Below are 24533 nucleotides of genomic sequence, written 5' to 3' on the forward strand. Positions count from 1 at the left end.
AACCATGGCTTTCAGGGCGGTCGCAGAAGTAAAAATAGCAAGAGTAATACAGTGAAAAGGGCTTAAAACATGCAGCTAGAAGATATGCTTGCCTACAAGGTAGCCATGCTTGCGAGCGATTTAAGTGAATCGCTCTCAAAAGAATATGCAGAATATAAACTTACTAAACCAGAGTGGCGAATCTTGGCCACATTAGGCGGCCGAAATGAAAGCTCGCCAAAATCACTGCTAACGGCAAAAGAAATCGCTATTGCAACACGACTAGATAAAGTGCAGGTTTCGCGAGCGCTGGAGCGATTGGTTAAGCGAGATGCTATCGTTAAGCGTGTGAGCAAGCGAGATAAACGGGCCACATTAATTTCATTGTCAGTGGAAGGAGAACGAATCTATCGGGCGCTGTTGCCTAAAATTGTGGCTTGGCAAAATAAGCGTTTGGAAAATATCACTGAAGATGAGTATCGAATATTTGTAAAAGTGATAGATGCACTAACGCCTTAAGATTCGGGTGAAGTCGTTGAAAAGTCTGGTCTGAGCAGATGTGAAGGCATTGCTATAAAGGTTACTTTCGCGCCTTTAACTGTTAAATTCCCCCGAACTAATCAAATGGGGAAGTTATTGGATTTATTAGTCATGTTGCTTCCCCTTAAATATTTATCAAGCGCTTTATACAGCGCTTCTATTTGGCGCACAGTGAGGACATTGAGTGGCACCCTTAGAAATATACGCAGGTAAAAAAGCACGTGAATCCATAATGAAAAACGGGTTTACGCCTGAGTTATTTAGCTATTTTCTGGGGGCTTCTGGCGGCCCGAAATGGTTTTCTTTGGCTGGTCTAGATCGCGTACTGTTTCCCGAATGGTTTGCCAACGTTGAGCATCAAATACATGTAATTGGTTCATCAGCGGGTGCGTTTCGTATCATTTGCGCTGTACAAAACGATCCCCTAGCTGCCATAAATCGTTTGGCTGCTTCCTATTCAACAACAACTTATAGCAGCGACAAGCCTACGCCTAGAGAAATTACGGCTAAAGCCGAAGACTTGCTGAAAGAAATGGTGGATGAAGCAGGTAAACAAGAAGTGCTGTCTAACTCCCGCTTTAAAGCGCACCTGATCGTTGCTAAATGTTTAGGTGCTACTCGTTTTGAAAGTAAGTTTAGGCAACTTTCGGGCTTGGCGATGAGTGCAGCGGCCAATACAGTGAACCGACGACACCTTTCACGTTTATATACACGCTATGTGTTCTCTACCCCGAATACTGAATTTGCGATAAAAGACCCGTATCAACTGCCTACTCAGTACCACACGTTAACCCACGGAAATATTCATACCGCGCTGCTAGCATCGGGTTCTATTCCTGTGGTTATTGAGGGCGTACAGCAAATTGAAGGTGCGCCAGCTGGAATGTATCGAGATGGCGGTATTATTGACTACCACTTCGATTTGTCCTTTGGGCCAGACGATGGCTTAGTGTTATATCCGCATTTTTACGACAAGCCCATTCCAGGCTGGTTCGATAAGGGCTTGAAGGGCAGGGTGCCTCATCGGTCAAGCTACGATAACGTTGTAATGCTAGTGCCTTCGGCATCGTTTGTTGCTAATTTGCCTTATAGCAAAATCCCCGATAGGAAAGATTTTGAAGTACTCGATGCAAAAACGCGCATCAAGTATTGGCAAACAGTATTGAAAGAAACCGACAGGTTGGGTGAATATTTTATGCGTGCTGTTAACGATGGATCCTTAGTGGACGTTATCAAGCCGCTTCCATTTAAAATGATTTAAGTTAATCGCAATTGTTGAAGAAAATGGCTAATTGCTGTCAAATTAGTCACTTGAATCGTCATTTGATAAGTTTTCCTTGCAGGCAACGCTCGTGCTAAGTATTATACGCGCCGTTGCTTGGCATTCGCCCACCTATCAGGTGCAACAAAATTCTATATGCGTCTATAGCTCAGTTGGTTAGAGCGCTACCTTGACATGGTAGAGGTCCCCTGTTCGAATCAGGGTAGACGCACCATCTTACGATTTAATTTCATCTTTTATTTACCCAAGTTCTGCGTAACACGCACTGCTACCCTTTTCTCTATTCAGCGATATTCACGAGCAATTTAACTTTTTAATGTCGGGTGGTCTGTGTGATTTGGACTACACTAAAAGAATGGTGGCCATTTTTATATCTTTGCTATCTAACAATTTAGCACTCGCGGGAGTACGATGAGCTTACAGAAATACCAAGAGCCCCCGTTATTTGAACAGCATGGTTCGGCTGAAAGGCGGTTCCTTCAGCTTATTAGTGCCTTGCCAAAGGTATCGGTGCAAGGTTATGACAAGCACCGAAAAGTCATCTACTGGAATAAATCAAGTGAAGACATGTATGGCTTTCGTGAGTGCGAAGCACTAGGTCAAAAACTTGAAGATCTCATCATTCCCTCGTTCATGAAAAGTGAAGTGATAAAGTTACATCAGCGATGGATAGATTACGGTGAGGCAATTCCTTCAGACGAACTCGTGCTTGAGAAGAAAAGTGGCGAGCCTATCCATGTTTTCTCATCTCACGTCATGCTGAAAGAAGGCACAGATTCACCCGAAATGTATTGTGTGGATATTGACCTGAGTGAGCAGCACAACATCAGGCAAGAACTTGAGCGAATGGCATCCACAGATTTGTTAACCGAGTTGCCTAATCGACGCCTGTTAGAGCAGTTTTTGACGTCGTCCATCGAGGATGCATCGCGCAATGAGTCTGGCTTCGCTTTGTTTTTCATTGACTTAGATATGTTTAAAGAAGTTAATGACACGCTTGGGCATACCTGGGGTGATGAATTACTGCGCTCTGTTTCTAAGCGGCTGTCAGATTGTCTGAGCGAACAAGGCTTACTGGCTCGGTTCGGTGGAGACGAATTTGTTTTTGTCGCCACACAAGTGACCTCTGAAAATGAAAGTGCTGACATTGCTAAGAAACTTACTGAGTGTTTCAGGCAGAGCTTCGCGCTTAGCACTGAAAACGTGCATATCACTTCAAGTATCGGTATTAGTATGTACCCTAAAGACGGAAGTGAGATTGATGATCTTCTGAAAAATGCAGACGTCGCAATGTATCAGGCGAAAGCTGAAGGCCGAAACCGTTTTCATTTTTTCACCCACGCTTTAAGTCAGAAAGTTCGACAACAGCGAAGTATCGCAGCCTATCTCCATGAGTCTTTGGTTAACGACGAGTTTGAACTCTTGTATCAACCTCAAATCGATTTGCTCACTGGAAAAGTGGCATCGTGTGAAGCGCTGTTAAGGTGGCGTCCTAAAGATGAGGATAGGGCTGTTCCACCCAATATCTTCATCCCCATCGCTGAGCGCAGTGAGTTAATTGTTCACATTGGAAATTGGGTGTTAGAAAAGGCGTGCAAACAGGCACAGTTATGGAAAGAGCAGGGCATTAATATTCGCGTTGATATCAATGTTTCAGGAAAAGAGTTAGAGCAGAATGCTTATTTCGAACGCCTAAGGGAGTGTCGAGAGCGGCACGGTTTACTGCCTAAAGATATTGGGTTAGAGCTTACCGAAAATGTGCTTATTAAGTCTGACAATACGATTTTAGAGAATTTGAGAGCGCAACGCGACCAGGGCGTTGAAATATCGATTGACGACTTTGGTACGGGTTATTCTTCGCTTAGTTATTTAAAACAGTTTCCCGTTAGCCACTTAAAAATAGATCGTTCATTTTTAAGAGGTGCACCGGAAAATGCCTACGATAGCGCGTTAATGGAGGCTATCGTGAATGTTGGTCACAAACTCGATTTAAACATTGTTGTTGAAGGCGTGGAAACTCAAAATCAATCGAACTACTGCAAGTCTCTTAACGTTGAATATGTGCAAGGCTTTCTGTATTCAAAACCCATTAGCTCTGACGCCATTGTAAAGCTGCTTAACGAACAGTAAATGCGGTTCAAAGGAGGTGTATATGAAAGAGATTTTCACAACACCGCCTTAAACGTTTCATCGAATCGACGCACAATAAATTCGTATAAAGCGCGGGGTCTCACATAAAGCGTCAATACTTATCCTGACGTTCAGTGCCTCAGACCAGCGAGCTTACACTTAGTACATTGTCCAAAGTGAGGGTTTAGAAAAGTAATAGCCTTGTTGGTGTTCAACGTCTAGTTTGCTCAGTGCAACAGACTCAGCCTCGTTTTCTACCATTTCCGCAATAACGTGGATATTAAGGCCTTTCGCAATATTGATAAGGCTAGAGACAAATAACTGATTATCTTTGTTGGTATGAATTCCCTGGGTTAGCCGTCCCGAAAGCTTAACGAATTGAGGCTGAATTGCCCTTAAACCCGCAAGCGAGGCAAAGTTATCGCCAAAGTGTTCTATGGTAATTCTACAGCCCAGCTGTATGAGTTGACGGCAAAAGTTCTCGGCTACTTCTCGATGGTGAATAAGCGCTGCATCTTCGACTTCAAAAATAAGTCTTGGGCATAGCGTTTCCCGGGTTCGAAGCTCTTCAATTAACCATTTTCTAAACTCGCCGTTGGCAATTGAGGCGTTACTAATATTTATAGCAACCTGATGAGACGTTACCGTTAGCTTTTTAAACACGATGCCTGCTACCAACTTATCGACTTGAGGAATAAGGTCCAATCGCTCTGATGCGGGGATAAGTTGCGCCATGGGTATAACATCATTGGTGTCTTTGTCTTTAAATCGAGCAAACGTTTCGTAATATGCTGGTGCGTTTCGCTCTACATTCATCACGGGTTGAATTAGAATATCGGCATATTGCTGTGACACGATGTAATTGAGGCGCTCACGCCATTTTGTATTGCTATGAACCTGAGACACTTCTGAAGAAAACTGCCATCCTTTTTGCGTTTTCATTGCCGCCATCAACGCACTGTCAGCACTTTCCATTACCTGCTGTAACGACATTTGGCTAGAAAAACGTGTAACGCCCATCCACGTTGCTTTGCTTCCATCTCGAAGTGGCGTGGCGTTTGTAAACTGCTTCGACATATTTTCTAACATCAAATCCCGTTCGTCCCGCCCCATAATTTCACTTATCAAGGCGAAATCTCCGCCTGATAACCGAAATACAAAGCCACTTTTGCAATTGTGCTTCGCCTCATGCACAAGAAAGTCCGCGATAGATTTTACATAATTGTCACCAGCTAACATGCCCAACTTAGTATTTATAGTGGTAAGTTGAGCGAGCCTGATGAGAATAAGCTCTTTTTCCTGGAAATTAGACGTGTCAGACAACAGCGCGCGAGTGTGTCGCTCGAATGCACTGCGGTTCGACAACTTCGTCAATGTATCTTTATTGGCTTCTGTTTTGAATCGCTCAGATTGCTGAGCAATGTCATTAAATTTTGATGCTAACGACGTGGTTAGGGTGTTCACTGTGCTGGTAAGTTGGCGGTAATCTGTTGTAAACGCATTTACCTGCGAGGGGGTGAAGTCGTGGCTATTTATCTCATTAAGCTTCTTAATGGTGTTGGCAATGGGGCGCCTAGCAAATTTGGTTACCGTGACGATATATAGCGCGAGGGCGAAAAATAGCCCACAAAAGATAATAGCATTTTTGATGAGAATAGCGGTGATTTCAGTGTAAATATAAGACGTGTCTGACGTAACTAACAAATAACCATCATTGTTCGAAAAAGGAATTTTCTTGTTAACGGCAGGTGCGGAGTCCAGCTGTAAGTACCAATTAGGAACAATAGTGTTAGGCGAGCGCTCGTACTTCGCAAACACATTTCCTTCGACATCAATGACTTTGGCTGCAGATAAAAACGGCTGCAATACCATTTGACGAAGCATGGCATCAATCACTGATTGCTTCGACTGAGACGACAAGGCAGAGGTTTGTAAGACGGTTGTTTCGTAACGCAGCCGTGCTTCTTCAGCTTCTTGCTCGATTGACACTGAAGTGCGAGATTTTATTTCGCTTAGCTCAATACTCGACAACACCGTAAATGCTAAAAGCATAAGGGCAAAAACGCCCAAATTAATTTGACTAGACAGCTTCATTGCTAGCAGTTAGCTCCTTTAACTGAGAAATTTATTATTCGCCTCAACCAAATCGAGTGCTATCACTTTGATTGAGGCTTTTGTTATACCCGCCAATAGTGCCTAAGCGGCGAATAATAAATGTACTGCAAAACATAGAGTTAAGCGAGCAATTAAGAGCCCAGAATAATGAAGCAAGCGCTGTTTATTAGCTACTCACCTTTCGTCTAACCACCAGGTTTTGTTCGGAGCTTCGCCTGCACCCTTAACCGGAACAACTTCGCCAAAGATAGGAATACTGGTGGGAACACCCTTAGTACCAGCAAGGTCTGTGATTTTTATTAAAGGCTCATTCCAATTATGTAGTGCTAAATCAAAGGTACTGTTGTGCACAGGCATCATGACACTCGCTTGAATATCAATATGGGCTTGCAAGCTCTCTTCAGGCAGCATGTGAATGTCAGACCATAGCTCGTTGTATGCGCCGGTTTCAATCATCGATAAATCAAACGGACCGTACTTTTCACCAATAGCTTTAAATCCGTCAAAATAGCCCGAGTCACCGCTGTAAAAGATGTTGGTATTTGCAGATTTGATAACCCAACTTGCCCAAAGAGTTTCGTCTCTATCAAATAAACCTCGCCCTGAGAAATGCTGAGACGGTGTGGCCACTATTTCAATGTCGCTCACTTTTGTATTTTGCCACCAATTTAGCTCAACAACTTTATTTGCATCCACACCCCAGTCACGTAAATGATTGCCAACTTTTAGCGGTGTAATAAACACGTCGACTTTGTTTTTTAGTATTTCAATACTGCCTTTATCTAAATGGTCGTAATGGTCATGACTTATGATAACGGCATCTAATTTAGGCAAGTCTTCCAGTGAAATTGGCGCTTGGTGGAAACGCTTGGGCCCCATCCATTGGACGGGAGAAGCACGTTCACTAAAGACCGGATCGATCAAGATATAACGTTTGGCAAGTTTCAATAGGGTAGTAGAGTGGCCCAGCTTTATCACGCTGTCTTCTGCAACTGCGTCAAGCATTTGTGGTGTAAGTGCCGACACGGGTATGTCAAACGTTGGCGTTGCAGCATCTCTATTGTCACGAAAATACGCTTTGGTGACTTTCCACATGTCTCGCCACGTCGTTTTATATTCAATATGAGTATTAGTGAATTTTTCAGGTTGCGGCGCGCTCGCAGCAAGGGTGTTTGAAGAACCACAGAAAGATGTCATAAATAAAACTCCAACAAGAAAGCGTGTGCGATTAAAAACGGGCATGCTCTCACCTTAAACAAAAAAAGTATACTGCACAGTGTAGTTTACCCATAATAAACTAATTTTGTTGAAAGTAAACTGTCGGGTGTAGTTTTTGTTGAGAAGGATAGATTGCAGCTAAGCGATAGTATGCAGCCAGCATGAGTAGACTCTCCTCATGCTGGCTGTTAACAATATTAGGTTCGCACCGTTTTTGTGCTACCTACACGAACTAGCGCACAACTAATCGAATTTGTTGTGCGTACTTTTTATTCTGACTTTATACCATGGAACGTACAGTGCAGCACAGGCAATATAAGCAGTGTAAGTACGGTGGCAACGGTCAGACCAAATACAATAACAACTGCCATTGACGCGAAGAACGCATCAGAAAACAGCGGGATCATACCCAGTATGGTGGTGATGGCTGCCATTGAAACGGGACGTACACGAGATACTGACGCGGCTACTACGGCATCGAATGCGCCACTGTTACCCTTTGCCTGTACGTTTATTTCTTCCATTAATACGATCCCGTTTTTAAGCACCATACCAATAAGGCTTAAGCTGCCGAGCAGCGCCATGAACGTAAAGGGTGCACCAACTAGCACCAACCCGCCAATAATGCCGATAGTGGTGAGTGGAATTACGCCCCATATCGCTAACGCCTGACGAAGCTTGCCAAACAGCAAAACGGTGATAATGAACATACCTAATATACCAATAGGCATACTTGCAAATAGGGCGCTTTGTGCGTCTGTTGAGGTCTCATATTCGCCGCCCCATTCAATGTGGTAGCCATCAGGCAGTTGAAGCTCTTCTACAAGAGGGCGAACTTTAGCTTGCACGCTCGCAGCTGTCTCACCGGATAAAGGCATGGGCTCTGCATAAACCGCCAGCATCCGCACCCGGTTGCGGCGTTTGATGATAGGGTTATCAAGCGATACATCCACATTGCTGATAACATCAGCCATGCTTATATATTTACCTTGTTCTTGGCTCCATACGTTGAGTGAGGCGAGGTTATCTATGTCATAGCGCTGGTTTGGATCGTTGCGCATGACAATAGGTATTAAATCGCTACCTTCGCGGTAAAGGCCCACAGTCTCACCTTCATTGTTCAGTAAAAATGCGGTGTGAACGGCATCTCGCGTTACGCCGATACGCCTGGCTTGTTCTTCCAGAAACACAGGTTCAACAAATGGGACTTTGTTGCTCCACGACAAGCGAACGCTGTCCATGGTTTTCTCTGCTTGAAATATGGCTTCAATGTCGCTGCTAATCTCACGCAAAACTTCAGGCTCTGGTCCGTAAATTCTCGCTTCAATTGCCGCTTTTGCAGAAGGGCCTACTTGAAGTGCTTTTACCTTGTATTGCACATTAGGGAAGTCTTCTCGCACCAGCTCGATAATTTCTCGCATACGAGCATCACGAGACTCAACCGTATCAGTTTCAACGATAAGCTGACCATAACTGGCGTATCTGTCTTCTGGCGCATAGGTGAGGGTAAGGCGCTGTGCTCCACCGCCAATAACGCTTGTTACGTTGGCGATATTCTCCATGCCTAACACGTTGTCTTCTAAGCGACGAATAGACTGCTCGGTGGTTAAGATGTCGCTACCTTCAGGCAACCATAAATCGACGAAAAACAGCGGTGTGGATGAATCTGGGAAAAATGCATTTTTTACGAATTTACCTGACGCCATGCTGCCTACTAATGCAACAAGTACCAGTACAATTGTCACGTAACGATGATTGATAGCAGCAGTAAGCACACGCTTGTATACCGTAAAAATAATGCCCTTATATGGGTCGTCATCTTCGTCATTAGCTCCGCGCTCTTTTTCAGTTTTAAACAGTAAGTCGAAAAAGAAGGGGGTAATGGTAAGTGCGGTGATCCAACTTAAGAAAAGCGAAAAGCAAAGTACCCAGAAGAGGGAGCCGACGAATTCACCTGTGGCATCTGGCGATAGACCAATTGGCGCAAAAGCGGTAATGGCAATCACAGTCGCGCCAAGCAGCGGCAACCCATTTTGCGATACCACGTCTTTTGCCGCCTGAAGCTTGGTTTGTCCTTTTCTCACACCAATCAACATGCCTTCGGTTACCACGATGGCGTTGTCGACCAACATGCCAAGAGCAATAATAAGCGCACCCAAGGAGATTTTTTGCAACTCAATGCCTTTTACCGACATCAATATAAAAGTGCCAAGAATGGTAAGCACAAGAATGAGCCCCATCAGAACGCCACTGCGCCAGCCCATGAAAAGTAGCAGCACGAAAATAACGATGGCCACGGCTTCAACAAGGTTAATAAGAAAGCCAGTTACAGAATCGTCGACCACTGTGGGCTGGTTGTAAACGGTATCCAGCGTCATACCTAGGGGCATACGCTGCTCTAGCTCGGCTATTTTGCTATCAAGTCGTTTACCTACATCAACTACATTTACCGCCGACGCGAACGACACACCAATTGACAGAGCCGGCGTGCCAGAACTGTGATAAAGGATTGAAGGTGTATCGTTAAGCTTGCGCTCAATAGTCGCGATATCTGTTAAGCGAATAAGGCCGCTTGCCGGTGAGCCAATTACCACCTGACCTAACGCCTCTAGGTTATCAAATTCGCCAGTGGGCTGTATGGACAGGCGCTTGCCCTGAACCTTAATCGAACCCGCGTTGCCCACTACATTTTGCGCGGTTAAAAGGCCAGCAATGGATTCTGCAGAAACATTAAGGGTTTTCATTTTATCGTGATCTAACGACACAATAATCTGTTCATTAACGGTACCGGCAATCGACACCTTTTTTACACCGTCAACAAGCTGAATCTCTCGCTGCATTAAATCTGCAAAGTCTTCCATTTGCTTAAGGGAGTAGTCTTCGCTTTTAAGAGTAAGCAGCAGGCCAAAAACGTCACCAAAGTCATCATTCACAATCGAGGTGCTGGTGCCAGGTGGCAGCGATGCTTGTGCATCGCCCACTTTACGGCGCAAGTTGTCCCAGTATTGCTCTAGGTCCTTGGCCTGAACACTACTTTTAAGCTCAACAGTAATTTGCGATAGCCCAACCATGTTTACTGAGCTGATTCGTTTTACGTTGGGTATACGCTGAATCGCCTTTTCAAGCTGCAGCGTAACTTCTTCCTCAACTTGCTCAGGCGTTGCCCCTGGGTATTGAGTAATAACCAGAGCATTTCTAATGGTGAATTCGGGAAACTCTAGCTGACCTAAGCCAAGAAAAGTCACAATGCCGCCAACACCCAAGATGATGGCGACCATCCAGCTAATTACTTTTTGACGAAAAAAATACTCGACCATGGCTTATAGGCCCCCTTCTTTCGTCCACTCCGTAACAGCTTGGCCTTCTTTTACAAGATGAGCTCCAGCAGCAACGATTTTATCATCGTCGTTTAGCGGGCCTTCAACTAACAGACCGTTGGAAATACCGCGCGTAATCATCACTTCTACTGCTTCTACGGTGCCCTTCGTCGCGTCGCTATCACTGGGTTTAAAACGCCATACAATCGCTTTGTCTGGATCTGCATTGTCGGTAACCACCGCACCAAAAGGTACTAGCCAAAGCTTTGCGTTAGACTCAATGAGTTTCGACATATCAAGTAATACGGTGGCGCTCATGCCCGCTAGAACATTGATGTCGTCTGGTTCTGGCAGAGTAATTGTTACCTCATAGCTAAGCTCGCCTTGTCGCGTGGTGCTTTCGTGGTCCTTATACATGGCCGCGTAACGCTTATCTGGCATACCTGAAAAGCTCACCCATGCCATTTCAGATGTACGATTTTCACGGGCTCGTGAGCGATCAATCATACGCATTTTTTGTTCTGGCAATTGAAACGTAACGTCGATTGCGCCCGGCATATGAAGCTCGGCAATGGTCTGCTGCGGTACAATGACTTGGTAATTTTCAACAGGAACAGACGCAATAAGCCCCGCAAACGGTGCGCGAAGCTCCGTATAGCTTAGCTGGTCCTGTGCGTTGGTCAGACTGGCTTTAGCGGCTAAAAAATTGGCTTTCGCTTCATCAAAAGTAGAGCGGCTTACCGCGCCTTTTTCAACGGAAGCCTCCATACGTTCAAACATAGCCGATGACACGTCAAACTGAGACTGAGCGGTGGCTAACTGTGCTTTCGCGTCTCTATCATCAAGTCTAGCGATAAGCTGGTTCTCTTTAACTTCTTCACCAGCTTTTACTTTGAGTTCTTGGAGTTTGCCGCCGATGCGAAACGAAAGGTTTGAATATTCAGCCGCTTCCACTTGCCCCGGGAATTTAGCAATGGTTTCGTCTGAGTGCTGCACTTTATAAAGCGTTACCGGTGTTGATGAGACTGCTTTGGGAGGCGTGGGGGCTTCTTCACACGCACTTAATCCAGCTAGTGCAGTAAATACCATCACAGTGCGCAGGGCTAAGCTGTGAAAGAGACTTTTTTCAGACAACATGGTAACTCTCCATTTAAATAGACCACTTTTTATTCCCACTAAGGCAATGGGTTATCTTGTACAAGGCGCGTGTTAACTTCTGAACGTGAAAGATAAAAAGCCAATATACGACAAGTTTGATATACATACAGGTTATAGCGCTTTTTTCCCTTTTCGATCAGCTTTTTGTTTATTTTTACAAGGCGATAGTATGCTACCACCCATAAATATTCGTGGGTGTCCGGTCACTATCAGACAATTACCCTCTCGAAATACCGCCGGCTAGCTCACAATTCACCCTAATCAGGTTTCTCATCGGGCGAGAGGTTTTCAGCATAGCCTTTCGGTGGTGGCGTCCAGCCACGCATTTTCGAATGCTTGTCGTGTAAATCTGCTTTTAGCGCATTTTCGATTAGCGACTCAAGTTCAATAAAGAGTTTCAGATAATTATTGTCTACTCGTTCTCCGCTGGCCTCATCCGCCCACGCGTGATACAGCACATCGTTTTGCTGAGCCTCAATATTTTTATACGCCATTTTTTGCCGTTCAACTTGGAAAGGGTGAATATTGAGTGAGCGAAGTGCCTCTGCGCCCATTTCAAGAGCGCTGTGGTACGTTTCTGATACCACAAAATCTGCACCCAACTGGCGCAAGCGATACCCATGACCGCGATCAAAGGCACGCGCAAGCACTTTAATGTTAGGAAATGCGTGCTTGGCGTATTTCACCATTTCGGCAGCGGTTTCTTTATCGTCTATAGCAATAACTAATAGCGATGCTTCATGGGCGCCAGCAGTATGCAAAATGTCTGGTTTAGATGCATCGCCAAAATAGGCTTTGGTGCCAATCCGTCTGATAAGGTCTATTTGCTCAGAGCGAATATCAAGCACAACGGTATTTACATCGTTGGCCACTAAAAGACGGTTAATGATTTGTCCAAAGCGCCCAATTCCAGCAATAACGACGGTGCCTTTCTCGTCAATTTCATCTTCAGCTCGCTGTGATTTCGCGTTTTTGTAGCGAGGAATGATGGCCTTGTCGAAAAGAATAAAAAGTCCTGGTGTTAGGAACATTGAAATGGCAACAACAAGCGAGAGAACAGAAATAATGTCGCTGGGAAGCACATAGTTTTGCGAGGCAAAACTTAATAGCACAAAGCCAAATTCACCCGCCTGAGCAAGGCTTAATGTGAATAGCCATTTGTTAGTGCCTTTTATTTTAAAAATTAAGGCGATGATAAACAGCACAATGGCTTTCACAAGCATAACAGCTACGGTTAGCCCTGCTATTAGCATCGGGCTCTCACTAAGTACGGAAAAGTTAATGCCTGCGCCTACCGTTATGAAAAAGAGGCCTAACAATAAGCCTTTAAACGGCTCGATATTAGCTTCAAGTTCATGCCTGAATTCACTGTTTGCCAAAACTACACCGGCCAAGAATGCACCAAGGGCGGGAGACAGACCTACAAGTCCCATTAGTGCTGCAATTCCTATAATGAGCATGAGCGCTGTGGCGGTAAAAATTTCCCGTAAACCCGACGCAGCAACAAACTTAAATAAGGGGCGACTTAAGTAGTGTCCTCCAATGGTTAAAAAGGCAATTGAGCTAATGATCACAAGACCTGAAGCCCAAGGGGCAAGCCCGTCAACTAAATTAAAGCTATCGTGTGACCCTGTATCGCCGCCATGTGCATTTCCTGCTTCGACCAGTTCGGGTATGGCAAGGAGGGGGATAAGCGCAAGCATGGGAATAACCGCGATATCTTGAAACAACAACACAGAAAAAGCGCTTTTACCACCTTCTGTTTTTTGCAGCCCTTTTTCTTGCAACGTTTGTAAGACAATGGCGGTTGAAGAGAGGGCGAATATAAGGCCTATTGTAAGGGCAATACTAAAAGGCTGATCAAGCAATATGGCTACGCCTGTGATAAGGGCGGTGGTTAACGCTAGCTGAAGGCCGCCCAATCCCATTAGTTTTGACTTCATCGCCCACAGCGAGCGAGGCTCTAGTTCTAGCCCAACCAAAAACAGCATCATGACTACACCGAATTCAGCAAAATGTTGAATGGCAACAGTTTCGTCACCAACAAGGCCGAATATCGGGCCAATCACTAGCCCGGCTATTAAATAGCCTAGTACAGACCCTAATCCAAGACGCTTCGCAATGGGCACTGCAATTACGGCGGCGACCAAATAGATAAATGCATATAAGAAATAGCCAGTCACGTTACTCTCCTTGCGACGTACAAAGGTCTGCGAGATTCTCGATGTGCTTTGCTTTTTCTAGATTCAGGGTGTTAGTGGTCAATTTGTTTAGCAAGGTTGTCCACTTACCTCTATGTTCAGCAACGCGATGCTCTTCTTGCGCAGTACGAGAGCCAAAGATCGCAAAAGGAGCAATGTAGGTCATGTGCGTGATCTGAGCCATTTGCTCTAAAGGCTGGAGCAGTTGCCTGATGGTGTAATGATTAAAGCCATCAGTTTGATAGGCTTCTTCCTTACCGCCTGCACTTAATGCGCAAAGAAATAATTTATCTTTAAGTGCAGTGCCTTCATGCCCATAGGCAAAACCATATTCCAACACTAAATCTTGCCATTCTTTTAAGATTGAAGGTGTGGAATACCAGTAAAGTGGAAACAGAAAAACAACGACATCGTGGTCAACTAAACGCTGCTGCTCCCGCTCAATATCAATATTGAAATCTGGATACTCTGCATACAAGTCAACAGCAGTAACGTGTTTATTCATTTTTGCTTCGTGAAAAAGCGGCACATTTACTTCTGAACGGGTTTGCGCGGGGTGGGCAAAGAGAACCAGTACTTTCTTACTTTTCTTGGTGCTCTCTACATTGCTTTCAATGATGTTCTCGTCAGTCATACATTTCTACTCAGTGCTACAGCCAGCTCTCGTTGAGCTATAAGGAGCCGTTGATTTTTGATGTGCAAAACACGGCAAAGGTCAAAAGACCCTAGGTTATTCATTAATTCAATCTGTACGTTTAGAGCAAATAAGAATGTGTTTTTCCTCAAAGTTATAAGGTTACCAATATTTATTAGGTTGAAAAAAGTAACCTGATTACCATTATGTACTCACGTATAAAAACAGCTTCGAATAGAAGCGTCGACGGAACACTATTTTTAACTTTTGCTTAGAACAGTATAAACATGAAAACACCAGTAAAAACACTCGCACTTGCATTATCTTTACTTTCTCCCCTTGTTTCTCTTTCTACTCAAGCCCTGCCGCAAGGAAGTGAGCTTAAAGCTGGGGCTGCGGTATGGAACTTGTTTGATGACGCAGACCGTTACGCATTGCATGTGGCTTATGTTCACAAACCGCTCGAATCATTTTACGGAATTCGACCAACAGTTCTCTTGGTAAACGCAGATCAAGGCCAACACTATTTCGCTGCGGGGTTGGCAAAAGACGTCTACAAATACAATGACTTTTCAGTACGCGTTGCCTTTCACGCGGGCATTGTTGATGAATCTGAAAATTTAGGCGACACCATTGAATTCTATTCATCACTTTCCGGACTCTACAATTTTTCTGAATCATTTTCGCTAGAAGCTGAAATTGGCCACATTTCTAACGGCGGGCTAGGGGACACGAACCCTGGTTCAGAATCGTTTGTATTAAGTGCTCACTACCATTTCTAATCTCGCCTAAACAAGTTGTGCCTTAGTTCGTTCGTTAAACAGCCCGCTTAAAACGCGGGCTGTTCATTTTTGGCAAAGACTTTTTTAACTTAACTTTCTGTCGGGCAAGGTGCGCCGCCGTTAATCCAAACCGACATTGCCTTAGCAAACTGTGCATGTGTCCCAGGAGCAGGTGTTCTGCCTGGGCCGGGGTTCCATGCCCATCTCACTAATGGATCATCACTGACATGATGCTCAAATTCTTTTTTAAACGTTTTCATGTCATCTCTTCCCCCACGTTGAGCAAGAAAAGAGTTCAAACGTGGGTTTAACCAATTGTTGCATAATTTTGAGGGTGTCATGTCGCTACCAATAATCATGGTAGGAGGCGGCATGTGCCACACGAAACCTGGCATAAGGTCGTTTGCTGCACCAGGCGGCCTGCCGGGTTCACGCGCATTTTCATCTTGGTGACATCCGCGGCAGTTTACGGGGTGCGTTTCGCCAACCTGAACAAACTTTCCATCTTGCACCGCCATTTTCAAGTTATTCACAGAGGTAATGTTCATAGGGTGGGGGACGCTGTTGTCGCCCACTGTCGGTCGGTGAGCGCCATCTTCAATAACACCGTGACAGTTCACACACCGTGGATGTGTTGCTACATCGAACAAGTAGTTAAATGCTGTCGTTGGGTTAGGATCTTGCTGATAAGCTTCAAAAGCAGGTGTTGAGTTAGCTGCTTTTGAAGTGCTAGCGGTCAAATTATTATGGTCGCTATCGTCATTTTTATTTGCAATACACCCACTCAGGACGAATGATGAGAGAGCACCAATTAATAGGACTGTTATCATTTTCATCATACTGCCCTTATGCTTTTAATGCTGCGGTAACGTGTTGAGCAAGCATGGGCAAATGACGTAGCCGTACACCAATGGCTTGGTACACGGCATTGCCGATAGCCGGCGCGACACCAATAACGCCTGGTTCACCCAGTCCTACTGGAAACTCCTCACTTTCAACAAGTTCAATATCCATCTCTGGGACATCGTTCATACGTAGAGGAAGGTAGGTATGTAAGTTTGTTTTTGAAACCTGACCGTTTTTCACTTCGTTATGTTCAAACAGTGCCAAGCTCAGTCCCCACAGCAGTGAACCTTCAAGTTGTGCCATCGCGCCATCTGGATGAATAACAATACCAGCATCAGACACAACCCATAACTTCTTAACCGTTATCTTTCCAGTGCGCTTATTAACGTGAACATGAGCTGCAGTCGCGAGCCAAGCTGGCATAGTGCGTTCTTGACCTGCACTTACGCTATAGCCAATGCCTTCATCAGCACCAAGTTTAACATTCGCCGTCTTTTTCTTAAGAATTTCAAGCGTATTGGCAAGTCGTGTGGCACCGCCGACACTTTCAGGCGCTTTGCCCCCTTGTTTACCTTTACCATCTAACATAGCAAGTCTGAAGTCGACGGGGTCTTTGTTGGCTTTCACTGCCACTTCGTCAATAAATGATTCTAAGCCCCATACAATCCAACCTTGACCTACCGAACGCAGCCAACCTGGCGTAAATGTATCTTGTGCTACCTTATTGTTAACCGCACGGGCGCGATGGTGAGACATGGTGTACCAATGGTCGGCGCCAGATGCCGAGAACATATCGACTTTTCCTTCACCGTTTACTCCTGGTGCTAGAAATCCTGGTGCCATTTTTAGTGTTGGCCAGCCTGCCGCTAGCGCATGCTCCATGCCTAAAAACTGATTATTTTCATCGAACGACGCATTAAACAGTGAAGTAGAGGCAGAGCGGGGTTGATCAAATAATGTATCATCCGGGCGCATGAATACCAGTTTGACTGGCTGGCCAGCAGCTTTAGCTGTAAGCAAAGCTGGAACAACCCAATCACCAAAAAGGCGTCGCCCAAAGCCACCGCCAAGATAATACTGGTGAAGGACCACATCACTTTCTGGGACCTCTGCGGCTTTAGCTACAGTAGGAAGTGTTAGGCTCTGCCACTGGTTACCCGTATGTATATGCCATTTACCACCTTTAAATTCAGCAATGGCGTTAAGTGGTTCTAGCTGGAAATGATTGGCAGTCGCTGTGGTGTATAAAGCTTCAATGGTTTGTGCCGCTTTTGTTTGCGCCAGCTCTATATTTCCTTCGTCTACAAAAACGGTGCCTTCCTTACGATCGCGTACAATTCTTTCGCCTTCTTTTTGTATATCAGCTTCAGAAACATTAGCGGTTTTACCGGCGTTGTAGCTAACTTTCACCAAATCAACAGCTTTTATCGCAGTAGGGTAGTCTGTAGCCAATACAGTAACCCAACCTTCGATAGTACCGCTCGGATCGGTAAGCACTTTATAACCTTTATATCCTGGTAGACTCTTAGCCTTACTGTCGTCGACATTTGTTACTGTACTGCCATAACGAGTCGGAGGCAGAATGGGGCGTGCATAAAGCATGTTTTCCACTTCCACATCAATGCCGTATACCGCAGTACCGTTAGTTTTAGGCGGGATGTCGAGTGCTTTGTAGTCTGCGTTAACACCGATAAGGTGGCGTTTTTTACCCGGTTTAATTGGCAATTCAGCAAGCTCATCTGCACTGAATGTTTTGTCTACTTTGCCATTCGCTACGATATCGCCGTAGCTAATTTTTTTGTTACCTGAGATAACAAAGCCTTTTTCTGCCTTACAACTATCGGCAGGCACGCCAAGTAGCTTCGCACCTGCATCAATTAACACCATGCGGCCAGCGGCGCCCGCCTGAGACATTGGCTTGTAAGTATGGAAAATTGACCAAGAGCCGCCTGTTACCATGTAGCCCCATTTCGGGTCTGTATCAACGTGCACTATAGACACTTTCTCCCAGTCGCACTCAAGCTCATCAGCCAAGATTCTAGCGATTGGCGTGCCGATATGCTGACCCATTTCCGCTTTGGCTATGTTGACGGTAACGTTGCCATCTGTATCCATTTCAAACCAAATATTTGGAGAAAACTGTTTGGCTTCAATACTTTCTTTCGCCGACAGCAGGGGTGGAATAGCGGCAGCACCAAATGCCATGAATAAAGACGTTTTCACTGATCCCACCATAAAAGACCGGCGAGATAAGTTGATCATGTCTTTCTTTTCTTGAGAGATATTTTTCATGCTCATGCGTTTTCCCCTTCTGATGAAGCGGTTGGATCAAAGTATTGAACAGAAGACGTTGCAGCGCGCTTAATCGCCTTTTTTATGCGCGCGTAAGCCATACAGCGGCAATAATTGGTGCTCATGTGATTAACAATATCTTGGTCGCTCGGGTTTGGATTTCTATCTAGCAATGTCGCTGCTTGCATGATTTGGCCAGACTGGCAATAGCCACACTGAGGAACCTGCTCTTCTACCCAAGCAGATTGCAGCGGATGCGCGTTGTTGAAGCTTTCAATAGTGTTTACGTTCTTATCTTTAGCTAACGAAACGGGATAGGAGCAAGAGCGAATAGCGTTACCATCAATATGTACCGTGCATGCGCCACACATCGCTACACCGCACCCAAACTTGGTACCTTTTAGTCCAAATTCATCGCGTATTACCCAAACGAGAGGCGTATCTGATGCAGCATCTGTCTGCACTCTTTTTCCATTTAACGTAAATTCAATCATGGTTTGTGTCACCGTGAAGTTAATGTTTAATATGCTCTCGCCAAGGCGCTGTACTTGGTTTGAACGGTCTGTTTTGCCTGTTTTAATTGGAATTATTAAAATCTGGCCGCGTTGGCTCTCCCTTTAATAACCGCTCACTCCATAGACGCCCGAATGAACCTTTCGAATTGGAGTTAGACTAATTAACTAAAGGTATACTAGAGGCCAAACTTGCTTATGTGGTCTATTTTAGTTACCTTGTTCAAACAAACAATTAGTATACTTTTAGTAACTAGGTGGCTTTTTTAGGAAAATAGATGGAAAGTGAAATAAAAACAGACGCTAAGGGTAGAAAAACCGTTCTAAATACTTGTACAGAGCCTTGTGCTATAGAGCGTGGAATGCGCCTAATTGGTGGAAAGTGGACGGGTTCTATTATTTATCATCTCAAAGATGAGCCTGTTAGATTTAACGACCTGTGTAGAATGCTTGGCGGCGCCAGCCGGAAGATGGTCGATCAGCGCCTTAAAGAGCTGGAAAACAACGGTATGGTGATCCGCAACGTTATCGACTCTCGTCCAATTGCGGTTGCTTATAGTCTCACCGAGTTTGGGCGCTCAGCGCTAGATATTCTTGAACAGCTAAGAGTCTGGTCTGAAAACCACACGAATGATTAAATACCGCTAGCGGTGAGCATTTATCTCACCGCATTTGCTTTATAAAGCGCTAGACCGACACTAGCGGTAATCGAAGTACTTTTTCAACAAGCTCTCCGGCTTTTTCTTGGAAACCAACAAAGTGTTCAGTAGCTTCATGAGCATCAAGGGCATCCTGAGATTGCCATTTCTCCGTAATAACAAACACACCCTCTTCACTTGCATGTAGGTCATACATCACTGCGCCGACTTCTTTTCGGCTTGATTTAACCAAGGGTAACAATGCGTCTAAAAGTGCATCTTGTTGGTTTGGTTGAGAATAGATTACGACTGAAAACTCGATCATTTTACTGTCCTATTGAGAAAAAACGCTAACATAGGCAACTAACGGAGTAATGGTTAGCGTTTAAAGCTGACTAGCAACTTTTTTCAGGTGAAAAGCAATCTCCACCATCAAATGCCTTTTACCGCTATGTCGCAGTTAGACGCTATCTAAGCCTTTTTCTTAGATGCATTTTTTAGCGAATGAAAAAAGTTAATCTATAATGACTTATACTAAAGTATAAAAGGGTGCTCATTATCCTTTGAGTGCCACCTCTTGAGGCGACGGAATGCAATTACCGAACGGGGCGATGCCCTATGTTTGAAAAAACTTTTCACTTTTGTCCTGTTGGGCTCGCTCACGTAAGCGTGGATGGAAGCTTTATACGTGTAAATAAGCGACTGTGTGATTTTTTAGGATATTCTGATGAAGAACTAACGACGTTAACCTTTCAAGAATTAACTGCGCCAGATTATCTTGATGAAGATCTAAGTTACTTAGAGCGCCTGATGGCAGGTGATATCGATGACTATGCGATTGAAAAGCGATATGTAAGGCGCGATGGCGAGCAAGTTTGGGCGAAGTTAACAGTGTCTTTAGTAAGAGATCAGCGCGGCAACCCAGACTATTTTATTTCTATTGTGGAAGATATCGACGAGAAAAAGCGCATCCAGTCTGAGCTCTTTCAAGTTGATGCCTTGTTTAGCAAAATTGTTAGCGCATTTTCTGATAGAACGTTTATATGGGTGGCGACGCCAGACTTGTCTAAACTGCAATACGTTAACGATGGCTATTTAAACATATTCGGTCGCAACGAGTACGAACTTTACTGTAACCCTATGAGCTTTATTGATCATGTACATGAAGATGATAAAGCACGGGTGTTAAAACTGTTCAGTCAACGCCCTTTGCAGAATTGGGATATTCAATATCGTATATACGACTCGAAAGGCGAAGTGAAGTACCTTCACGATCGCGGAAGCTTGATATTTGACGACCGTGAAATGCAGTCGCTTATTTTAGGTACGGCCGACGATATAACAAGAGAGAAAACACAGCAGCAAGCTCTGATGAGCGCCGTCACTAAATTAGAGCACCTGTCGAAAACCGACTCGCTCACTGGACTTGCCAATAGGAGAGAGATATTTAGCCAGTTAAGTGACGAAATTTCTCGTATGGATCGTGGCCAACAAACGTCAACGCTTGTTTATATAGACTTAAACAAATTCAAAGAAATTAACGATAAATACGGTCACAAGGTAGGAGACAAGGCGCTTGTTGAGTTCTCTGAAAGAATGAGTGGTTTGCTTCGTGATAGTGATAGATTCGGTCGTATTGGAGGAGATGAATTTGTCATCTTGCTCTATGGCACGGGTGAAAAGGAAACGGAAGCTTTTTTTAATAGGGTTGCCCAAAGCGACTTTGAAGTTAATGTAGATGGCAATAAGGTAGTACCAATTGGCTTCAGTGTTGGCTGGGTTGAGTGGAGCGAAGGGATTGAAACCGTGCAGGAGTGGCTAGATAAGGCCGATGAGGTAATGTACGGAAAAAAGCGTTATCAGCAAGTTTTAACCGCGATTGATAAAGCGATGTAGACAGCTATTCCTGAGACTCGATATCTACATCGCTTTCGCCATTCTATTTTTGTCTTTGAGCGAACCAGCGCGCTATTTCCTGACGCTCTTCGTCTGTCATTTTTGTCTTGTTTAAAAATGGCATATCTTTGGTCACAGTGGTTCTTCGAACCACTTGTGGCGCAAACCTTTCAATATCTTCCCATGTATCTAATACTACGCCTAAAGGCGCGACTTTAAAGATATCGTCGGTTGGCGTGCGCGAGTGGCAACCCACACAATGGGTTGTAATTAAGCTTACTACGCGCTCATTGCTTACTTCAGAACTCGCTTGGGCGACTGCATTGTTAGCCGTTACTTTTTTACCTACTTCATCGACAAGGCTCACATCTTCATGTCCTTCATTCGATGTATGTGATGGCGACTGTGGCCATGACACCCATAGGGCGATTGCTAGCATGGCGACTGCGCCAGACACTAAAATACCAGGTTTAGTGGTGCCTACATGACGCAAGTTAAAGAAATGACGTATCCAAGCGGCAGCGGCCATTATCGCAATGAGTACCAGCCAATTTTGCGGGTGTTGATACGTCATGGGGTAATGATTTGAAATCATGATAAACAGCAGAGGCAGCGTAAAGTAGTTATTGTGTACCGAACGCAATTTAGCGCTCGCACCCCAAGTAGGATCAATATCTTTCTTATCGGCTACAGCTGCTACCATTTTGCGCTGGTTCGGCATGATGTTGAAAAAGACATTCCCTGCCATGATAGTGCCAATAAGCGCACCAACGTGAATATAGGCACCGCGACCGCTAAACCACTGGGTAGACAGGTAGCTGACAATACAAACAAGCGCGACTAATCCAATACCGAAGGCAAGTGGATATTTTGCCAATGGGCTGCGACAAGCAAATTCGTATAAGCCTAGTCCGCCAAAGATTAACCCTAAACCTAAAGATATTGCCGTGGTCGGTGACATGGCGTTTACCGAAGGGTCGATAAGATAAGCGCTAGCACCAAAGTAATAAACAATTATGAGTAGTGCGAAGCCCGATAACCACGTGGTATAGGCTTCCCACTTAAACCAGTGCAGTGTTTCTGGCATTTTCTCTGGGCCATAGGCGTATTTTGCGACCTCATAAAAGCCGCCACCGTGAATAGCCCATAAGTCGCCTTTGATACCTTTATCCTGCTTCCATTTAGGTGGCGTGCGTAGATTGTTATCCAACCAAATGAAGTAAAACGACGCGCCAATCCACGCTACACCCGCTACAACGTGGAACCAACGTACAAATAAACTTATCCAATCTAGCCACGGCATTATTGTTCTCCTTATTTAGGGCCCAAAGGCCCTACAGCAGCCTGTTATTAATGATGTTCTTTTTTATAGCGGCAGGTGCCGCTTATCCACGTTTGGTCGATAGCGCGGTCATCACCTAAAATACTCAAGGCAAAAAACACATCGTCAAAGTCCGCGTCTTCTTTTATTCTCAATTGTGTCAATTCGTCAAACCTAGGCTCAACAACGATAAAGTCAGCGGTGGTGCCTGGGTTTAAGTTGCCTATTTCATGATCAAGCGCATGAGCTACGGCCGCGCCTTGGGTCATAAGATAAAAGCCTTCTAACGGGCTGATGGGCTCGCTGCGCAATTGACTAACCTTGTATGCATCGCCGTAGGTTTTAAACATGTTAAACGTAGTGCCTGCACCCACATCGGTGGCCATGGCCACATGGACCTTGTTAGCACGCGCTGCGGTCATATCAAAAAGGCCACTTCCTAAAAACAGGTTAGATGTCGGACAGAAGGCCACCGTTGCGCCGCTTTCGCCTAAGCGTGCCCATTCGTTAGGCGTAAGGTGAATGCCATGGCCAAACACCGCACGTTCACGCACAAGGCTGTAGGTGTCATATACATCTAAGTAGCCGTCCGCTTTAGGGAATAAGCTCTTCACCCATGCAATCTCGTCTAAGTTCTCAGACAAGTGTGTTTGAATGAAAACGTCGGGATACTGCTTGGCAAGTTCCCCTAATGCAGCAAGCTGCGCTTCAGTACTGGTTGGCGCAAAACGGGGCGTTAGCGCATAGCGGTTGCGGCCCTTGTTATGCCAAGTTTCAATTAATTGTGCACTGTCAGCTTGTGCTGTGTCGGCGCAGTCATTAAGCGCACTAGGGCAATTCCTGTCCATACATACTTTACCGGCCACAATTGCCATATCAATTTCGCTTGCTGCACTAAATAATGCGTGGCTACTGCTTTTATGAACCGTAGTAAAAACAAAACCTGTGGTAGTACCGTTCTTTAGCAATTGGCGTAAAAATACATTAGCAATGGTTTTAGCGTGTTCACTGTCAGCAAACTGCATTTCTGTGGGAAACGTATAGTTTTCAAGCCAGCTCAACAGCTGCTCGCCATAATGAGCTATGCTCTGTGTTTGCGGATAATGCAGGTGGCTGTCTATTAAACCTGGCAAAATCCACTTGCCTGAAAAATCTGTCACAGTGGCAGCCGGGTAGCGCTTTGCTATCTCTTCAAATGTGCCAATGTCTTTTATTTCTTTATTGTCTACTAACAAACCACCGTCTTTGAATATAGCGATGTCATTATCGAACTGTGTAGTTTGGTTAGGAAAGTGCGCAATGCTTGCACGAAAAAGCTGCATGTTTGTTAGCTGCCCCTGTAGCTGCTGAAACCGAATGGAGAGATTAGAAGTGGCACATGATAATGGCCGCCATTCTCATCAAGTTCAAATGTAATATCAATGTGTGGGTAGAAACTTTTGCCATGCGTTTCTACAAGGTAAGGCTTGCAGTGAAAGCGCAGGGTATAAACGCCTGCGGCAAAACCGTCTTCAACGCCCCAGTTGTTAAAACGCCCGTCATTATCCGTTTCACCCGAAAGGGTGCTACCGTCAGGTAGTGTAAGTGTAAGGGCAATGCCTTGTGCTGGCTTACCTAATGTAGTGTCGAGTACGTGGCTAGAAAGCGTATTCATACTGTTTTCCTTAAAACT

Annotated in this window: 19 protein-coding genes and 1 tRNA gene; 7 read left to right on the forward strand and 13 right to left on the reverse strand. The window is 44.9% G+C overall.

The window, feature by feature from the left end; genetic code table 11:
• Nucleotides 1-69: 69 nt before the first annotated feature.
• The 4 genes from AWH61_RS04755 to AWH61_RS04770 all read left to right on the forward strand — a co-directional run bounded on the left by AWH61_RS04755 (nucleotide 70) and on the right by AWH61_RS04770 (nucleotide 3931).
• A complete protein-coding gene (locus AWH61_RS04755; protein ID WP_014976177.1) occupies nucleotides 70-498 on the forward strand; it encodes a MarR family winged helix-turn-helix transcriptional regulator in 429 nt (142 codons plus the stop codon).
• A 205-nt stretch (nucleotides 499-703) separates the two neighbouring features.
• Nucleotides 704-1780 (forward strand): patatin-like phospholipase domain-containing protein, encoded by a 1077-nt coding sequence (locus AWH61_RS04760; protein ID WP_075176322.1) that lies wholly within the window; start codon nucleotides 704-706, stop codon nucleotides 1778-1780.
• A gap of 158 nt (nucleotides 1781-1938) precedes the next feature.
• A tRNA-Val gene (locus AWH61_RS04765) sits at nucleotides 1939-2015 on the forward strand.
• Between the two features lie 197 nt (nucleotides 2016-2212).
• On the forward strand, nucleotides 2213-3931 hold the full coding sequence (locus tag AWH61_RS04770) for a sensor domain-containing protein (protein ID WP_075176323.1): 1719 nt from the start codon (nucleotides 2213-2215) through the stop codon (nucleotides 3929-3931).
• A gap of 159 nt (nucleotides 3932-4090) precedes the next feature.
• Here AWH61_RS04770 and AWH61_RS04775 read toward each other — a convergent pair whose 3' ends face one another.
• The 6 genes from AWH61_RS04775 to AWH61_RS04800 form a co-directional block, all read right to left on the reverse strand.
• Nucleotides 4091-6025: an EAL domain-containing protein gene (locus tag AWH61_RS04775; RefSeq protein WP_075176324.1), complete on the reverse strand. Its 1935-nt coding sequence runs from the start codon at nucleotides 6023-6025 to the stop codon at nucleotides 4091-4093.
• A gap of 195 nt (nucleotides 6026-6220) precedes the next feature.
• Nucleotides 6221-7288, reverse strand: coding sequence for an MBL fold metallo-hydrolase (locus tag AWH61_RS04780; protein WP_081106076.1), 1068 nt, complete (start codon nucleotides 7286-7288; stop codon nucleotides 6221-6223).
• Between the two features lie 245 nt (nucleotides 7289-7533).
• The gene (locus tag AWH61_RS04785; RefSeq protein WP_049588794.1) at nucleotides 7534-10581 is read right to left on the reverse strand and encodes an efflux RND transporter permease subunit; all 3048 of its coding nucleotides are present in this window, start codon (nucleotides 10579-10581) and stop codon (nucleotides 7534-7536) included.
• Between the two features lie 3 nt (nucleotides 10582-10584).
• Nucleotides 10585-11718 (reverse strand): efflux RND transporter periplasmic adaptor subunit, encoded by a 1134-nt coding sequence (locus AWH61_RS04790; RefSeq protein WP_039225671.1) that lies wholly within the window; start codon nucleotides 11716-11718, stop codon nucleotides 10585-10587.
• Nucleotides 11719-11996: 278 nt separating this feature from the next.
• Complete coding sequence (locus AWH61_RS04795) at nucleotides 11997-13922, reverse strand: monovalent cation:proton antiporter-2 (CPA2) family protein (protein WP_075176325.1); 1926 nt, start codon at nucleotides 13920-13922, stop codon at nucleotides 11997-11999.
• A 1-nt stretch (nucleotide 13923) separates the two neighbouring features.
• Nucleotides 13924-14574 (reverse strand): NAD(P)H-dependent oxidoreductase, encoded by a 651-nt coding sequence (locus AWH61_RS04800; RefSeq protein WP_075176326.1) that lies wholly within the window; start codon nucleotides 14572-14574, stop codon nucleotides 13924-13926.
• A gap of 287 nt (nucleotides 14575-14861) precedes the next feature.
• On the opposite strand from AWH61_RS04800, the gene AWH61_RS04805 reads away from it, so the two are divergent.
• Complete coding sequence (locus AWH61_RS04805) at nucleotides 14862-15356, forward strand: acyloxyacyl hydrolase (RefSeq protein ID WP_014949059.1); 495 nt, start codon at nucleotides 14862-14864, stop codon at nucleotides 15354-15356.
• An 89-nt stretch (nucleotides 15357-15445) separates the two neighbouring features.
• Here AWH61_RS04805 and AWH61_RS04810 read toward each other — a convergent pair whose 3' ends face one another.
• The 3 genes from AWH61_RS04810 to AWH61_RS04820 are packed head-to-tail and all read right to left on the reverse strand — an operon-like array spanning nucleotide 15446 to nucleotide 18988.
• Nucleotides 15446-16192 (reverse strand): hypothetical protein, encoded by a 747-nt coding sequence (locus AWH61_RS04810; RefSeq protein ID WP_249922600.1) that lies wholly within the window; start codon nucleotides 16190-16192, stop codon nucleotides 15446-15448.
• A 10-nt stretch (nucleotides 16193-16202) separates the two neighbouring features.
• Nucleotides 16203-18500, reverse strand: coding sequence for a xanthine dehydrogenase family protein molybdopterin-binding subunit (locus tag AWH61_RS04815; protein WP_083605852.1), 2298 nt, complete (start codon nucleotides 18498-18500; stop codon nucleotides 16203-16205).
• The gene (locus AWH61_RS04820; RefSeq protein WP_014976187.1) at nucleotides 18497-18988 is read right to left on the reverse strand and encodes a (2Fe-2S)-binding protein; all 492 of its coding nucleotides are present in this window, start codon (nucleotides 18986-18988) and stop codon (nucleotides 18497-18499) included. The genes AWH61_RS04815 and AWH61_RS04820 overlap by 4 nt, the downstream gene beginning before the upstream one ends.
• A 296-nt stretch (nucleotides 18989-19284) precedes the next feature.
• Between AWH61_RS04820 and AWH61_RS04825 the strand changes: the two genes are divergently transcribed.
• A complete protein-coding gene (locus tag AWH61_RS04825; RefSeq protein ID WP_014949063.1) occupies nucleotides 19285-19644 on the forward strand; it encodes a winged helix-turn-helix transcriptional regulator in 360 nt (119 codons plus the stop codon).
• 49 nt (nucleotides 19645-19693) lie between these two features.
• Here AWH61_RS04825 and AWH61_RS04830 read toward each other — a convergent pair whose 3' ends face one another.
• The gene (locus tag AWH61_RS04830; protein ID WP_075176328.1) at nucleotides 19694-19969 is read right to left on the reverse strand and encodes a putative quinol monooxygenase; all 276 of its coding nucleotides are present in this window, start codon (nucleotides 19967-19969) and stop codon (nucleotides 19694-19696) included.
• A gap of 293 nt (nucleotides 19970-20262) precedes the next feature.
• Here AWH61_RS04830 and AWH61_RS04835 point away from each other — a divergent pair, with 293 nt between their 5' ends.
• The gene (locus AWH61_RS04835; RefSeq protein ID WP_075176329.1) at nucleotides 20263-21540 is read left to right on the forward strand and encodes a diguanylate cyclase; all 1278 of its coding nucleotides are present in this window, start codon (nucleotides 20263-20265) and stop codon (nucleotides 21538-21540) included.
• Between the two features lie 43 nt (nucleotides 21541-21583).
• Here AWH61_RS04835 and AWH61_RS04840 read toward each other — a convergent pair whose 3' ends face one another.
• The 3 genes from AWH61_RS04840 to uraH are packed head-to-tail and all read right to left on the reverse strand — an operon-like array spanning nucleotide 21584 to nucleotide 24515.
• A complete protein-coding gene (locus tag AWH61_RS04840; RefSeq protein ID WP_039225684.1) occupies nucleotides 21584-22843 on the reverse strand; it encodes a urate hydroxylase PuuD in 1260 nt (419 codons plus the stop codon).
• Nucleotides 22844-22890: 47 nt separating this feature from the next.
• On the reverse strand, nucleotides 22891-24183 hold the full coding sequence (guaD, locus tag AWH61_RS04845; RefSeq protein ID WP_039225686.1) for a guanine deaminase: 1293 nt from the start codon (nucleotides 24181-24183) through the stop codon (nucleotides 22891-22893).
• Between the two features lie 5 nt (nucleotides 24184-24188).
• Nucleotides 24189-24515, reverse strand: a complete 327-nt coding sequence (gene uraH, locus AWH61_RS04850) for a hydroxyisourate hydrolase (protein ID WP_014976192.1) — start codon at nucleotides 24513-24515, stop codon at nucleotides 24189-24191.
• Nucleotides 24516-24533 lie beyond the last annotated feature (18 nt).

The sequence above is a fragment of the Alteromonas sp. W12 genome, from assembly GCF_001924945.1.
GTDB classification, from domain to species: domain Bacteria; phylum Pseudomonadota; class Gammaproteobacteria; order Enterobacterales; family Alteromonadaceae; genus Alteromonas; species Alteromonas macleodii.

Bases quoted from the DNA above. Each gene is read 5' to 3' on its own strand.
- AWH61_RS04755 (WP_014976177.1), top strand. From the start codon at position 70: ATGCAGCTAGAAGATATGCTTGCCTACAAGGTAGCCATGCTTGCGAGC.
- AWH61_RS04770 (WP_075176323.1), top strand. From the start codon at position 2,213: ATGAGCTTACAGAAATACCAAGAGCCCCCGTTATTTGAACAGCATGGT.
- AWH61_RS04775 (WP_075176324.1), bottom strand. From the start codon at position 6,025: ATGAAGCTGTCTAGTCAAATTAATTTGGGCGTTTTTGCCCTTATGCTT.
- AWH61_RS04780 (WP_081106076.1), bottom strand. From the start codon at position 7,288: ATGCCCGTTTTTAATCGCACACGCTTTCTTGTTGGAGTTTTATTTATG.
- AWH61_RS04785 (WP_049588794.1), bottom strand. From the start codon at position 10,581: ATGGTCGAGTATTTTTTTCGTCAAAAAGTAATTAGCTGGATGGTCGCC.
- AWH61_RS04790 (WP_039225671.1), bottom strand. From the start codon at position 11,718: ATGTTGTCTGAAAAAAGTCTCTTTCACAGCTTAGCCCTGCGCACTGTG.
- AWH61_RS04800 (WP_075176326.1), bottom strand. From the start codon at position 14,574: ATGACTGACGAGAACATCATTGAAAGCAATGTAGAGAGCACCAAGAAA.
- AWH61_RS04805 (WP_014949059.1), top strand. From the start codon at position 14,862: ATGAAAACACCAGTAAAAACACTCGCACTTGCATTATCTTTACTTTCT.
- AWH61_RS04810 (WP_249922600.1), bottom strand. From the start codon at position 16,192: ATGAAAATGATAACAGTCCTATTAATTGGTGCTCTCTCATCATTCGTC.
- AWH61_RS04815 (WP_083605852.1), bottom strand. From the start codon at position 18,500: ATGAGCATGAAAAATATCTCTCAAGAAAAGAAAGACATGATCAACTTA.
- AWH61_RS04820 (WP_014976187.1), bottom strand. From the start codon at position 18,988: ATGATTGAATTTACGTTAAATGGAAAAAGAGTGCAGACAGATGCTGCA.
- AWH61_RS04825 (WP_014949063.1), top strand. From the start codon at position 19,285: ATGGAAAGTGAAATAAAAACAGACGCTAAGGGTAGAAAAACCGTTCTA.
- AWH61_RS04830 (WP_075176328.1), bottom strand. From the start codon at position 19,969: ATGATCGAGTTTTCAGTCGTAATCTATTCTCAACCAAACCAACAAGAT.
- AWH61_RS04835 (WP_075176329.1), top strand. From the start codon at position 20,263: ATGTTTGAAAAAACTTTTCACTTTTGTCCTGTTGGGCTCGCTCACGTA.
- AWH61_RS04840 (WP_039225684.1), bottom strand. From the start codon at position 22,843: ATGCCGTGGCTAGATTGGATAAGTTTATTTGTACGTTGGTTCCACGTT.
- guaD (WP_039225686.1), bottom strand. From the start codon at position 24,183: ATGCAGCTTTTTCGTGCAAGCATTGCGCACTTTCCTAACCAAACTACA.
- uraH (WP_014976192.1), bottom strand. From the start codon at position 24,515: ATGAATACGCTTTCTAGCCACGTACTCGACACTACATTAGGTAAGCCA.